The 14,142-nt window shown below is 64.1% G+C and carries 11 protein-coding genes; 8 read left to right on the top strand and 3 right to left on the bottom strand.

All coding sequences use genetic code 11. The features are described 5' to 3' along the window. Nucleotides 1-49 precede the first annotated feature (49 nt). Both M1P90_RS04470 and M1P90_RS04465 read left to right on the top strand, forming a co-directional pair. Nucleotides 50-1,087, top strand: coding sequence for an alcohol dehydrogenase catalytic domain-containing protein (locus M1P90_RS04470; RefSeq protein WP_483701452.1), 1,038 nt, complete (start codon nt 50-52; stop codon nt 1,085-1,087). Then, on the top strand, nt 1,084-2,058 hold the full coding sequence (locus M1P90_RS04465) for a Gfo/Idh/MocA family protein (RefSeq protein WP_483701451.1): 975 nt from the start codon (nt 1,084-1,086) through the stop codon (nt 2,056-2,058). Before M1P90_RS04470 ends, M1P90_RS04465 begins: the two co-directional genes overlap by 4 nt. Before the next feature lie 90 nt (nt 2,059-2,148). Here the strand turns inward: M1P90_RS04465 and M1P90_RS04460 are convergent, their stop codons facing one another. Beyond that, complete coding sequence (locus tag M1P90_RS04460) at nt 2,149-2,877, bottom strand: DUF4386 domain-containing protein (protein ID WP_483701450.1); 729 nt, start codon at nt 2,875-2,877, stop codon at nt 2,149-2,151. After that, on the bottom strand, nt 2,874-3,155 hold the full coding sequence (locus M1P90_RS04455) for a hypothetical protein (RefSeq protein ID WP_483701449.1): 282 nt from the start codon (nt 3,153-3,155) through the stop codon (nt 2,874-2,876). The genes M1P90_RS04460 and M1P90_RS04455 overlap by 4 nt, the downstream gene beginning before the upstream one ends. A 1,393-nt stretch (nt 3,156-4,548) precedes the next feature. On the opposite strand from M1P90_RS04455, the gene M1P90_RS04450 reads away from it, so the two are divergent. The 4 genes from M1P90_RS04450 (at nt 4,549) to M1P90_RS04435 (ending at nt 8,601) form a co-directional block, all read left to right on the top strand. Next, nucleotides 4,549-6,498, top strand: a complete 1,950-nt coding sequence (locus tag M1P90_RS04450) for a YjhG/YagF family D-xylonate dehydratase (protein WP_483701448.1) — start codon at nt 4,549-4,551, stop codon at nt 6,496-6,498. Continuing rightward, nucleotides 6,495-7,073 (top strand): putative glycolipid-binding domain-containing protein, encoded by a 579-nt coding sequence (locus M1P90_RS04445; RefSeq protein ID WP_483701447.1) that lies wholly within the window; start codon nt 6,495-6,497, stop codon nt 7,071-7,073. Before M1P90_RS04450 ends, M1P90_RS04445 begins: the two co-directional genes overlap by 4 nt. After that, the gene (locus tag M1P90_RS04440; protein ID WP_483701446.1) at nt 7,060-7,617 is read left to right on the top strand and encodes a histidine phosphatase family protein; all 558 of its coding nucleotides are present in this window, start codon (nt 7,060-7,062) and stop codon (nt 7,615-7,617) included. The genes M1P90_RS04445 and M1P90_RS04440 overlap by 14 nt, the downstream gene beginning before the upstream one ends. 324 nt (nt 7,618-7,941) lie before the next feature. Further along, nucleotides 7,942-8,601, top strand: coding sequence for a GyrI-like domain-containing protein (locus tag M1P90_RS04435; protein WP_483701445.1), 660 nt, complete (start codon nt 7,942-7,944; stop codon nt 8,599-8,601). 175 nt (nt 8,602-8,776) lie between these two features. Here M1P90_RS04435 and M1P90_RS04430 read toward each other — a convergent pair whose 3' ends face one another. Beyond that, nucleotides 8,777-9,934, bottom strand: a complete 1,158-nt coding sequence (locus M1P90_RS04430) for a mandelate racemase/muconate lactonizing enzyme family protein (RefSeq protein ID WP_483701444.1) — start codon at nt 9,932-9,934, stop codon at nt 8,777-8,779. Between the two features lie 522 nt (nt 9,935-10,456). Here M1P90_RS04430 and M1P90_RS04425 point away from each other — a divergent pair. Further along, nucleotides 10,457-12,016: a type 2 periplasmic-binding domain-containing protein gene (locus M1P90_RS04425; protein WP_483704747.1), complete on the top strand. Its 1,560-nt coding sequence runs from the start codon at nt 10,457-10,459 to the stop codon at nt 12,014-12,016. A gap of 89 nt (nt 12,017-12,105) precedes the next feature. Then, on the top strand, nt 12,106-14,070 hold the full coding sequence (locus M1P90_RS04420; RefSeq protein ID WP_483701443.1) for an ABC transporter permease: 1,965 nt from the start codon (nt 12,106-12,108) through the stop codon (nt 14,068-14,070). Nucleotides 14,071-14,142 lie beyond the last annotated feature (72 nt).

The following is a 14,142-nucleotide window of genomic DNA, read 5'->3' as shown; positions in this document are numbered from 1 at the left end:
GGCAATTTCATCTACGCACTACGCACGACGTCTTTGTTTGAGGGAAAAAATGACGACGAACACATCAATCCCCACCAGCATGCGCGTGCCGCACTTCGCTGGCAGCCGCCGCATCGACACAACCGAAAAAGCCGTTCCGCAGCCCGGCGCGGGCCAGCTTCTTTTGCAAGTCAAGGCCAACGCCCTGTGCGGCTCGGAGCGCGGGCAATTCGCGAATGGCAGCGCCGTGACGCCCGGGCATGAAGCCGCTGGTGTGGTGGTGGCCGCCGGGCCGGGCACGCACACGCCACTTGGTACGCCCGGCGTGGTCTTTCTGATGGACTATTGCGGCGCGTGCCGCAGCTGCCGCCTGGGTTTCACCAACCAGTGCCTCGCCAAGCGTGGCGACATGGGCTTCAACCGCGATGGCGGCTACGGCGCGTTCGAGCTGGTCAGCGAGACGATTTTCTTCCCAATCGATGCCGATATGCCGCTGGGCGACGCAACCATGCTGCTGGATGTGATGGGCACCAGCGCGCACGCCCTCCGCCGCGGGCTACGCATGCGCGCCGACGTCGAGTCGCTGCTGGTCACGGGCGCGGGGCCGGTCGGGCTGGGCATGCTGGCGATGGCGAAGCTGCTGCTGGGCGCATCCACGCCCGTGCTGATCAGCGACATGCTGCCCTACCGGCTGGCGCTGTCCGAGCAGCTGGGCGGCATTCCAATCGACCTCGCGGCGCACGATTTGGCTGCCGGGGCGCGCGCCGCTGGCTTCGCCGAAGTCGATCTGGCAATCGACAGCAGCGGGAAAACCGCCGCCCGCCAGGCCGCGCTCGACCTGCTGGGCAAGCGCGGCGCGCTGATCTGCGTGGGCCATGGCGAGGAGCTGCACGTCACGGTTTCATCGGGTCTGATCGCGCCCGAGCGCGCCGTGCTTGGCAGCGAATACTTCTGCTTCAACGAGCTACCCGACTCGCTGGCGCTCTTGCGCGAGCACCGCGCCTACCTCAGCCAGATCATTACGCACCGCTACGGCGTTGGCGAGATTCAGCAGGCCTTTGAGCAGTTCTTCGCGGGCGCAACCGGAAAGGTGATCATCGAGCAATGAGCAAGCTAAAAGCCGCGATCATTGGCGCGGGCGGCTGGGGCCGCCAGCACGCGCGCATTCTGGCCGGGCGGCCAGATGTGGAGCTGTGCGCAATCGTTGGGCGCACCCAAGAGCGCACCGAGACGCGCGCTGCCGAGTATGGCACGCGCGCCTATACCGACATTGGCAAGATGCTGGCGCGCGAGCGGCCCGATTTCGTCACCCTGAGCCTGCCGAACCAGGGGCACTTTGCCGCCACGCTCGAGGTAATTCAGGCCGGCGTGCCGCTGCTGGCCGAGAAGCCGCTGGTGTTCGATCTGGCCGAGGCCGACACGCTGCTGGCGGAAGCGGCGCAGCGCAATCTGTTCTTCGCAATTAACTTTAACCACCGCTATGCGCGCCCGGTGCAGCTTGCCCACGACGCGATTGCGCAGGGGCGGCTTGGCCCGCTGGTGTTTGCAAGCTGGCGCTTTGGCGGCGAAGGGCGCAGCGACCACCCACACGCCAACCTGATCGAGACGCAGTGCCACGGCTTCGATATGCTCGAATACCTGTGCGGGCCAATCGCGTCGATGTCGGCGGAAATGACCGATATGACCGGCAAGGGCTTCAGCACGCTGGCGCTGGCGCTGCGCTTTGCGAACGGCGCGGTCGGCACGCTGCTCGGCTCGTACGATTCGTCGTATGCCTACCCCGGCACGCATCTGGTGGAGATCAACGGCACCGAGGGGCGCGCGCTGATCGAAGACACGGTGCGGCGCTACAGCTTCCACCAGCGCGGCAACGAGATGGGCGAAACCTGGCAGGCCGGCTATTTCAACGACCGCGAGCGCGAGTTCCACCGCACCTTCGACGCGCATATGGACGCGGTGCTGGCGGCCCTAAAGAATGGCGCGGAGCCGCCCATCCACGCGCGGGCCGGTCGCCGCGCGCTGGCGCTGGCCCACGCCGCCATCGAGTCGTTCGCGCAGGGGCAGCGGGTAGAGGTATAAGCTATCGCTGAGTGGAACCTGAACGAGCCAGCGGGCAGAGAAGGCGCGCTTCCCTGCCCGCTGGCTTGTGAACCCGGCCAATTGCCACATTTACGCCGGGCGCAGCAGTTCGCTTGCAGGCGTGCGTGGCGCATCGCTTGTGCTTTTGGGCGTGTTGAAGCCCCTGGCAAGCAGCCACACCGCCAGCGACATTTCGTTCAGCGCGACCGGGATTGAAAGCAGCGCGCCCCACAGCGAAATCTGCTCGATCACGCCAAAGAGCTCCAGCAGCGCAGCCACAAACACCAGCGTTGCGCCAGCCATCCCCAGAGTCGCAAGCCAGCGCGGCACCAGACCCGAGCGGAAGAACAGAAAGCTGTACATGATCGTGTTGATGCCCAGCATGAAATTCGGCCCAAGCAGGAAGGTCCAGTCGTGGATGGCGCGCAGCGCGGTGCCAACTGCCATGTAGGCGGCGCGATCGGGCGCGGGCTCGGCGGAATATGCGCGGCCCAGCGTCAGCAGCGCAAGCACGCTTATGATGCCGACGGTGATCACCACGGCTTCGAGAAAGCGGAAGCACAGGTGCCACAGCGCGATCCGCTCGCTTTGTGCGCGCAGCACCGGAAACATGGTCACGGCAGTGCCCACCGCCGAGATTACCAGCAGCAGCTCCATCAGCGCGCCCAGCAGGATCTGCTTGTCGTTCGCCGCACCGACGGCAAGGTAGTCGCTGCCTTTCAGAATGGGATCGTAGAGCACAAGGCCAATGATCGACGCCACGGCGGCGACGATAAAGAAGATGCCGACGAGGCGCGCGGGCCAGCGGTTGGTGTTCACGAGTGTTCTCCTGTCTGTTCATTCGAAACGGGTGCATGGGCCGGCGCAGCGTCGATCTGTGCCAGCGCGAGCAAGGGCAGGCCGACGTCGCGGATGGCGCGCAGCACGCCATGGAGCGCGGCCTGGTCGGCCAGCGTGCCGATCAGCAGGGTATCGCCGTTTTCTGCCAGCTCGATGCGCATGCCGCTGAACCATTCGGCCCAGGCGGGCGGCACATGCCCCCGCAGGCGAATGCAGTAGACGGCGGCTGCGCCCGGCTGGCTGTGCTGCGGCTCCATCGGCTGTTCTGCCCTTTGCTCAGCGCGTGCGCGCGCGGCCATTGCTCATTCGCAGCATAGGGCATGGGCGCGGGCGTGTCATACCTCGAACGAGGTATTTGGTGGAGGTAGGGGTTTGCTCGGGCCGCAAGGGCGCTGGGGCTCGCGCCGACCCAGCACCCGGCGTCGGGCTATCGCCACACCCACTTCGTGAGTACCCGACCCCAAATTTGAGGTGGTAAACATCTTCAACGTGTGTCTGTCATGCCTCCGTTATGCTCACCGCAGGCAATAAGAAAGAGATGTCAATCCAGTTTGCGGCGTACTTGCGCGCTTTCTGTGCCGTAGCGTCGCTCGCGGAGCTTGCATGCTCCCTCGCGGAGGTTGCATGCTTCTTCGCAGGAGTTGCATGCTTCTTCGCAGGGCTTGCATGCTCCCTCGCAGGAGTTGCATGCTTCTTCGCAGGGCTTGCATGCTCGCTCGCGGGGCTTGCATGCTCGCTCGCGGAGGTTGCATGCTCCTTCGCGGGGCTTGCATGCTCGCTCGCGGAGGTTGCATGCTCCCTCGTGGAGGTTGCATGCTTCTTCGCAGGGCTTGCATACTTCTTCGCAGGGCTTGCATGCTCGCTCGCGGAGGTTGCATGCTCCTTCGCGGGGCATGCATGCTCGCTCGCAGGTGTTGAACGTTTTCCCGTGAGGTTTCTGGCTGTCTGGGCGGACCTTTGTGTTCGCCCTGCTTGGTTTGCTCAGGCCGCAGGGCCGCAACTGCTTGCATTCCAAGCCTGTGCTTTGAGAACCTCTGTTGCTCAGGCCGCAGGGCCGCCGGGGCTCGCGCCGCCCCACCCACTTCGTGGGTACCCGCCCGGCGTCGGGGCTATCGCCCCGAACCCCAAATTTGAGGTGATCGCCACACTATAAGATTGCTTCTCATGCCTCCGTTGTGCCGAAAGCTGGCAGCGAACGATGAAAAGGTCGTTGTGTATGGAAGCATTCAGGCTGGTACGTACTCTATCGCCCGATGCCTTGCCCACATCCACAACGGAGCCATGACAACGGGCGTTTCGCTTGTTGGCCACATTCTTTATGGGGTCCAGGGGCGAAGCCCCGGCCGGGGAGTGCAGAGGGCCGCGGCCGGCCCTTTGCCGCGGAGCGCGAGGGTGCGTAACCCTCGCAAAGGTGCGGGCACGGGGCGGACACATAGGTCCGCCCTGACAGGTCCGCCCTGACAGCTCCGCCCTGACAGCTCCGCCCTGACAGCTCCGCCCTGACAGCTCCGCCCTGACAGCTCCGCCCTGACAGCTCCGCGCCAGCGGTGTGCTATACTGCACAGCCACCAGTTCCGCCGCGAAAACACGCCACCCGGCCAACGCTAACGGCCCGCCGCCCTGTGCCGGGTTGCCAGGAAGGAGCCTCGTATGCCCACCCCGCTCGACGACCTGTATTCCGATAATGCCGCCCCGCCCAGCACCGCCCCCGGCCCACAGGGCGCGCTGCCGCTCACCGAAGACCTGCTGCGCGACTCGCCCAGCGGCGATTTGTTTGGCTGGTCGCAGAACGCCGGCATGGGCTGGGACCCGGCCGAGCTGAACCGCCCGCAGGTGCTGATCCTCAGCACGCAGGGCGGCATTCGCGCGCCCGACGGCACGCCCATCGCGCTGGGCTACCACACCGGCCACTGGGAAGTTGGCTTGCTGATGCAGGCCGCCGCGAACGAAGTGCGCGCGCAGGGTGCCATGCCCTTTGCCGGCTATGTCACCGACCCGTGCGACGGGCGCACACAGGGCACGCCCGGCATGCTCGACAGCCTGCCCTACCGCAACGACGCCGCCATGGTCTTCCGCCGCCTGATCCGCTCGCTGCCGACGCGCCACGCCGTGCTGGGCATTGCCACGTGCGACAAAGGCCTGCCCGCCATGATGATGGCGCTGGCCGGCACGCCCGACCTGCCCACCGTCCTCGTGCCCGGCGGCGTCACACTGCCGCCCGAGCACGGCGAAGACGCCGGCAAGATTCAGACAATTGGCGCGCGCTTTTCGCATGGCGAAATAACGCTGAAAGAAGCCGCCGAGCTGGGCTGCCGCGCTTGCGCCTCGCCCGGTGGCGGCTGCCAGTTCCTTGGCACCGCCGCGACCTCGCAGGTGGTGGCCGAGGCGCTGGGTCTCGCGCTGCCACACTCGGCGCTCGCGCCCTCGGGCCAGCCGATCTGGCTGGAGCTGGCGCGCGCCTCGGGCCGGGCGCTGCTGCGCCTGCATGAGCGCAAGATCACCACGCGCCACATCCTGACGCCCTCCGCCATCCATAATGCCATGGCCGTCCATGCCGCGTTTGGCGGCTCGACCAACCTGCTGCTGCACATTCCCGCAATCGCCTACACGGCAGGACTGGAACGCCCCAGCGTCGAAGACTGGGTGGCGATCAATCGCCGCGTGCCACGGCTGGTCGATGTGCTGCCCAACGGCCCGAGCAACCACCCGACCGTGCGCGTGTTCCTGGCGGGCGGCGTGCCCGAGGTGATGCTGCACCTGCGCGGCCTGGGCCTGCTCCATGAAGATGCGCTCACCGTCAGTGGCGAGCGCCTGGGCGCAGTGCTCGACTGGTGGGAAGGCTCGGAGCGGCGCGCGCGCCTGCGCGATATGCTCGCCACCCGCGACGGCATCGACCCCGACGACGTGATTATGTCGCCCGACAAAGCCCTCGCGCGCGGCATGACCAGCACCGTCACTTTTCCGCGCGGCAACCTCGCGCCCGACGGCGCGGTGATCAAAAGCACTGCCATCGACCCGCGTGTGGTGGACGAAGATGGCGTGTATCGCAAGCGCGGCCGGGCGCGCGTGTTCACCCGCGAGCGCGCCGCCATCCAGGCGATCAAAAGCAACGGCCCCGACCGCGTGGTGCCGGGCGATATTGTGGTGCTGATCTGTGGCGGGCCGTTGGGCACCGGCATGGAAGAAATCTACCAGGTCACTTCTGCGCTGAAGCACCTGAGCTGGGGTAAGGAAGTAGCACTCATCACCGATGCGCGTTTCTCGGGCGTGAGCACGGGCGCGTGCATTGGGCATGTTGGCCCCGAGGCGCTGGCGGGTGGGCCAATCGGCAAGGTGCGCGACGGCGATGTGATCGAGATCATCGTCGACCGGCTCAATCTGGTTGGCAGCGTGAATATGATAGGCGAAGGCACGACCGTCTTTGGCGCAGAAGAAGGCGCGCGCGTGCTGGCCGCCCGCCCGGCCCGCACCGATCTTGCGCCACACCCCGATCTGCCATCCGACACGCGATTGTGGGCGGCCTTGCAGCAGGCCGGCGGCGGGCCGTGGGGCGGCTGCGTCTATGATGTCGAGGCGATTGTGGCGGCGCTGAGCCGATGACGGAAGCGCGCGCGGCATTCTGGGCCGCGTGGGATGGCGTGGGCTGCGAGCATCTTGCGCTCGCGGCCCGCCCGGCTGGCCCGTATGCCGCAGGAACGATCATCGCGCTGGGCGAGGAGGGCGCGCCATTTCATGCGCACTACGCCGTGCAGTGCGACAGTGAATGGCGTGTGCGCAGCGCAAGCATCACGGTGTACGATCTTCCTGCGCGCCGGCTGGAGCTGCACAGCGACGGACAGGGCAACTGGCACGGCGCGGATGGCGCACCTCTGCCCGCGCTGGCCGGCTGCATCGACATCGACATTTCGGCCACGCCGTTCACCAACACCCTGCCCATCCGCCGGCTCGGGCTTGAAACGGGTGCCAGCGCCGCGATTCGCGTGGTCTATATCGACATGCCTGCGCTGACGGCTGAAGCAACGGCACAGCACTATACCCGGCTCGAAACCCATCGCTACCGCTTCGAGGCGCTCGACGGGGCGTTTGTGGCCGAGCTGCCGGTTGATGGCGACGGACTGGTGCGCGATTATCCGGGCCTGTTTCGGCGCATTGGGGTGGCAAATGAAAACGCTTGAAGTCCGCCGCCACAGCCTGCGCAAAACCGGCGGCGGCTCACAGCTTTCGCAGGAAGGGGTCGATGTTGCGCGCCAGCTGGGCGCGACGCTCGGCCCGTTCGCGCGCGTGGTGGCGACGGTGGTGCCGCGCACGCGCGAAACCGCGATCGCAATGGGCTTCGCCGTCGACTACGAGCTGGTGACGCTGGTTTCCGACGACGCGCTCTACGCCGAGGCCGAGCGCACACGCTGGTGGGCCGCGCCCGAGCCGTTTGTTGCCCTGGCGGCAGTGCTGGCCGAGCGCGGCGCAACCTGGCGCTATGGCGCGGCGCTGGCCGCCCTCTGGCGCGATATCCTGACCGGCCTGCCAGACGATGCCGCCGCGCTGGTGATTTCCCACTCAGGCGACCTTGAGATCGCGCTGGCGTGCTGCTTCCTCGACGCGGACTATGCGGGCTGGGGCACGGCTTTCGGGCCATGCGAGGGCGCGCGCCTGCGCTTCGGCGGCGAACCCGAGCGCTTCACCGGCGTGGAAATCCTGCGCTGCGTGCTGGGAGAGTTTTGAGTGTTGAGTGCTGAATGTTGAGTGAGTAAGTAGGCAGTCAGCAGTCGGCAGTTAACCTGCAACAAGGTGAGGGTCTGGGGTCTGGGGTTTTGGGATTGAGCTTACAACCCACAACCTGCAACTTTCCAACCTGCAACCTTCAAACATTCAAACTTGCAACTCGCCAACCGCTTTCGTCGCCCAATCGTCAATCGTCAATCGCAAATCGTAAATCTCTGTGTCTCTGTGGTTCGTTCCCGGTCGTCATGCCCGCAATACCGGATCGAAATGATCCACCTCGCGTGCTATGCTCATCGCAAAGAGCCGTTCAGCAGGGGGTGCGATATGAGCAAGATCGACTTCACCAAAGAGCTGCGCCAATTTTACGCCCCGCCGACCGGCGATTTCGCCGTGGTGGATGTGCCGCCGCTCCAGTACCTCATGCTCGACGGCACGGGCGACCCAAACACCGCCCCGGCCTATGTGTCTGCGGTCGAAACGCTGTATTCGGTCGCCTACCGCGCCAAATTCATCAGCAAGAACGAGCTGGGGCGCGATTATGTCGTGCCGCCGCTGGAAGGGCTGTGGTGGGCCGAGGACATGACCAGCTTCACCAGCGCGCGCGACAAGCGCCACTGGAGCTGGACAATGATGATCCTGCTTCCGGAATGGATCACGCCCGCGATGTTTGCGCGCGCGTGCGAGGATGTTGCGCGAAAACGAGCGCCGGCTAACTTGGCGGCATTGCGCAGGGAAGCATATTGCGAAGGGCTATCTGCGCAGATCATGCACATCGGCCCCTACGACGACGAAGGCCCAACGCTGGCACGCCTGCACGACGCGTGGCTCCCGCAGCACGGCTATGCCGAACGCGGCAAACACCACGAGATCTACCTGAGCGACCCGCGCCGCGTTGCGCCCGCCCGAATGCGCACAGTGCTGCGCCAGCCCATCCGAGCGCGACGGCAGCGGGCAGAAATCAGAGCTACGTCAACGTTTGAATGAGAAGACAATCTATCCACAGATTACACAGATTTCGCAGATTATAGACCTCATGTCTGTGTAATCTGCGTAATCTGTGGATACATAAAAAACGAGCTTCGCCCCTGCGCCAACCTGCAACCTGAAACTCCAAAATCCCCGTGCCTCTGTGCCTCTGTGGTGAATCTTCCGTTCGTCGTTACTCAAACCATGTCGTGCCGGGGTACTGGTACGTGCGCGCCACGTCTTCGTTCAGCTCAAGGCCAATGCCCGGCCGCGTGCCAAGCTGAATATAGCCATCCTTGATAATATCCTCGCCATCGGCTGTGATGGTCGCCCAGTAGTCGCGGTGCAGCCAGTGGAACTCCAGCACCAGGAAGTTCGGAATGCTCGCGCAGACCTGTGCCGACGCCATAGTGCCGATCGGCGAGGCGACGTTGTGTGGCGCAAAGGGAATGTAGTACAGCTCGGCCATATTTGCGATTTTGCGGCATTCGGAAAGCCCGCCGCACTTGGGAATATCGGGCATAATAATGTCGACCGCCTGCTTCTCCAGCAGGTCGCGGAAGCCGTGGCGCAGGTACAGGTTCTCGCCTGCGCAGATCGGCGTGGAGCTGGCGCGCTTGACCTCGCGCATGGCGTCGACATTCTCGGGCGGCACCGGCTCCTCAAGCCACAGCAGGTGGAACTGCTCGAGATCGCGCGCGAGGCGGATGGCGCTCGGCACATCCAGGCGCGTGTGCACATCCACCGCCACCGCCACGTCCTTGCCAGCGGCGCGCGTAGTCATATCCACCAGTTCCAGCATGCGCTGGTGCTCCCACTCGTCGGCGGTATAGTTGAACAGATCCTTGGGCCGCCCGCCGCCGCGCCGCCGGTCGCCGGTATAGGCGCCAATATCAACATCGATCTTCAGGGCAGTGAAGCCGCGCGTCACGACATCTTCCACAACTCGTTGGATCTCTCCAAAATCCATGCTCGGCTCGACCTGGCAGTCGGCGTAGACGCGAATTTCATTGCGGAATTTACCGCCCATCAGCTCGTAGATCGGCACGCCCAACGCCTTGCCCTTGAGATCCCACAGCGCAATCTCAATGCCCGTCAGCGCGGTGATCAGCGCGCCGCCCGTGCCGCCATCGAAGACATAGCCGCGCCGCAGCCCCTCGAAGATCGCATCGATCTCGAACGGGTCGCGCCCGATCAGCCTGCGGCGCAGCTCGTGAATGATCGCAAGCGCCTGGTGGCCGCCGTGCACACACTCGCCCAGCCCGGTAATACCTTCGTCCGTCTCAATCCGCACCCACAGATGCATGCAGTGGCCAGTGCTCGCTGCCGTCCTGATCGCGGTGATCTTCATGCTGTGCTTCCTTTTGCTCCAAAGCGCGGGCGCTGCGGCGCGATACATATGTTTCTTACGAACATTATGTAACGCGGGGTGCGGGGGCAGCTTTGCCGCCCCGCAAGTTCCTCTTTTCTGGCACTGGCAGAGCGGCAGCTCTCCAGTGCCAGAAAAGAAAATGTTTCTCGGAGGGCTTACGCCCTCCGAACCTCCCGAAATAGCAGGTCGATCTTTATTGAGTGAAACCTTGTCGTAGATGAGAAATTGAGATGCGCGATTATAGCAGAGAAAATTGTAAGCGCATACAATTTTCGGGCAAAAGAGAGATTCGATCACTTGGAAGTCATGGTATAATGCGGCAATACCCAGTGCTATCCCATATTCGCAGTTCCCCGCCGCCTTTTCAGCGTAAAGGAGTACCTAGCTCTACCCAAACGCGTCCGCACAAATGCCTGCATCATGGCCCGCTGGCAGCTCGCGCTGCACAGCCACTTGCACCACTCACTGATGAGTCTCTGCTTCATGCCAAAGGAGGACCTGATGGAGTCAGAAGGGAACAAAGGTCGGATCTCACGCCGGAGCTTTTTGCGTGCATCCCTGACCGGCGCCGGCGCGGCCTTGCTTGCCGCCTGTGGCGCCGCAACCCCCGCCGCTGAACCAACCGCCGCGCCGGCTGCTCCCGCTGCTGCCACTGCCGCGCCTGCCGCTGCTACCGCAGCTCCGGCCGCACCAACTGCCGCTGCAGCCGCGCCAACTGCTGCTGCCGCCGCGCCCACTGCCGCGGCTGCTGCTGCGCCAACTGCCGCCGCCACCGCGACGCCGCTGCCCCTGCCCGAGGGCTCGGCCGGCACACTCACCGTCATCCACCGCACCGAGTATTTCGAAGAAGCACAGACCAAGTTCCGCGACTCGGTCACCGACTACGCCACCAAAAACGGCGTCAAGCTCGATATCTCGACCGCGAACCCCGAGCTGTTTGGCGACTTCATGGCCAAGATGCAGGCGGCTGTGCAGGCCGGTGTTCCGCCGGACCTTGGCTACCACACGCTCAGCATCACCCAGATGCACTCGCTCGACATCGTCGAAGATGTGACGGATATTGTCGACGAGCTGGTCAAGATGTACGGCGATGTCGTGCCCGTCACGGCGGCGAAAAGCGCCAAGATCGACGGCAAGTGGTGGGCTGTGCCGTTTATGAGCTTCAGCAACGCCTGGTTTGGCCGCAAAGACCTGTTCGACAAAGCGGGCATCGACCCGCAAACGCTCGACACCTTCGACAAGCGCCGCGACGCCGCGCTCAAGATCTCCGACCCGGCCAACAAAGTCTGGGGCTGGGGCCTGACGATCAACAAAAGCGGCGACGGCCACGGCGTGATCATCGACGTCATCCAGGCGTTCGGCGGCAGCATCACCGACCAGTCGGGCACCAAAGTGATGTTTAACTCGCCCGAAACGGTTGCGGGCGTGAAGTGGCTGGCGGAAACCTATGGCAGCGAGAAATACAAGCCCATGCTGCCGCCCGGCATCGAGAGCTGGACCGACCCGAGCAACAACGAAGCCTACCTGGCCGGCACCACTGGCATGACCCAGAACGCGTTCAGCGTGTATGCCGCTGCCAAGAAAAACAACAACCCGGTCTTCCCCAACACCGTCATTATGCACAAGCCCAAGACCAACGACGGCAAGCTGCTGGAAGCGGGCGGCAGCGGCTGGTTCACGATCTTCAAGGGCTCGAAGAACGTCGACGCTGCCAAAAAGCTGATCATGCACATGATCGACCCAACGACCTTCACGCCGATTGCCAAGGTGGCGGGTGGCCTGCTCTTGCCGGCCTACAAAAACCAGTGGACCGACGAAATCCTGAACATCGACCCCAACTTCCCGATTGTGAAGGAAATCGTCTTCAACCCGGATGCCTACACCGGCACAGCCTACCCAGCCGACCCGAACGCCGCGATCGATGGCGTGCTGCCTGCCGCCATCCCCAGCCAGATGATGGCGAACGTGCTGAATGGCTCGATGACGCCCGAGGAAGCGGTGAAAGACGCCCACGACAAGATCGTCCTGATCTTCGAAGAGGGTGGCCTGCCACAATCCTAGCCGTGTAGTGCGTATGATTGCAGATTGCAGGCCTGGGTGCATTCCGGGCTGCAATCTGCAATCTGCCATTTCCCAAAGGAGGGATGCCCATGGCCAAACGAGCCACCACAAGCACCATCGGGGCACGCGCAACCGCAGTGCGGGCCCGGCGCGGCGAGCCGTTCCTTGGCCGCGACTGGAAGGTCGCGCTGCCGTTTGTTCTGCCCCTCGTCATCATCATGGTTGGGCTGATCTTCTGGCCCTTCATCAATGCGATCCTGCTGAGCTTCACCACCCGCAACATCGTCACCCGCAGCGAGACATTTGTGGGGCTGAGGAACTACGAGCTGCTGTGGAAGGATGCCGACTTCCGCTCGTCGGTGGCGAATACCATCCGCTTCACCACGATCTCGATCGCCAGCAAGTTTGTGGTTGGCATGACCATCGCGCTGCTGCTGAACAGCCGAATGCCATTCCGCAATGTGCTCACCGGCATTATGCTGCTGCCCTGGATCGTGCCCGAGGTGGTGACGGCGATGGCCTGGCGCAGCATCTTCGACCCGATCTTTGGTGGCTTGAACCCCATCCTTATGGGCCTGGGCATCACCAGCCGCCCGATTGGCTGGCTCTCGGAAACCAAGTTTGCCATGCCCAGCGTGATCGCGGTGAATATCTGGAAGGGCATTCCCTTCTACACCATGCTTTTGCTGGCTGGCCTGAAAGCCATCGACCGCGAACAATATGAAGCCGCCGAAGTGGATGGCGCCGACATATTGCAGCGCTTCCGCCATATCACGCTGCCGGGCCTGAAGTATGTGATCATCGTGACGCTGCTGCTCTCGACGATCTCAACCTTCAACACCTTTGGCCTGGTGTACCTGATGACGGGCGGTGGCCCGGGCGGCGCGACACGCCTCTACTCAATTCTGGCCTACGAGCGCGCGATTGTGGGCCTGCGCTTCGGCCCTGGCGCGGCGGTGGCGCTGAGCATGGCGCCCGTGCTGGCGCTGTTTATTCTCGTGCTGGCGCGCTTCATGCGGCAAGACCCGGCCCGCCGCAGCGATGACACCTGGGTCGATCGCATCTTCGACTGGCTTGGGCGCGGGCTCGACGCGGTGCTGAGCGTTCTGTTCTGGCCGTTTGAGCTGCTGCTGGCCGGCGCGGCAAAGCTGGGCAGAGTTCTGGGCAGCTCGCTCCGCTCCAACCGCTCGGCCGAACTGCGCGACCAGCCGCTTCTGCGGCGCTCGCAGCGCGAACAGCTGGGCCTGGTGCTGCGCATCCTGCTGATGCTGCCGCTGCTGGCCTTTGTGCTGTTCCCGTTCTACTGGGTGGTGATCACCTCGTTCAAAACCGACCTGCAGATCCAGCGCTACGCCTCGATCTTCTGGCCCGAGCCGTGGACGCTGGAGCAGTTCCGCTCGCTGATCTTCGATACACCGTACCTGACATGGTTCCGCAACACCGTGATCGTGGCGGTGAGCAGCACCGCGCTGTCGGTGGCGCTGGCCGCGCTGGCGGGCTATGCGCTGGCACGCCTGAAGTTCCGTGGTGCCGAAACGCTCACCACCCTGCTGCTGATCACCTACTTGCTGCCGGGCTCGCTGCTGTTCATCCCGCTCTACCGCATTCTGGTGAACATTGGCATCATCAACTCCTACGCCGCGCTGATCGCGACCTACCCAACCTTCCTGATGCCATTCGCCACCTGGGTGATGCTGGGCTACTACCGCTCCATCCCCGAAGATCTGGAAGATGCGGCAATGATCGACGGCGCGACGCGGCTGGGCGCGTTCTGGCGCATTACGCTGCCGCTGGCCGCGCCGGCGCTGCTCTCAGTGACGCTGTTCGCCTTCACCAATGCGTGGAATGAGTTCCTGTTCGCGTTTGTGTTCATCACCAGCGAAAACCTGAAGACGCTGCCGGTGGGCCTGCAGCTGCTGGTGTTTGGCGACATCTACCCGTGGGGCCAGCTGATGGGCGCGTCGCTGCTGATGGCCATCCCGGTGGTGATTGTGTATATCTACGCGCAGCGCTACCTGGTCGAGGGTTTGACGGCGGGTAGTGTGAAGGGCTGATCGAGATCGGCATAGCCTGGCAAGGGCGAAGCATTTGCGACTCATGAACGGCGCAGCGGCACTCGCGATACC

This window comes from Kouleothrix sp. 19917 (assembly GCF_057073505.1).
This window is presented reverse-complemented; position numbering and strand designations above follow the sequence as displayed.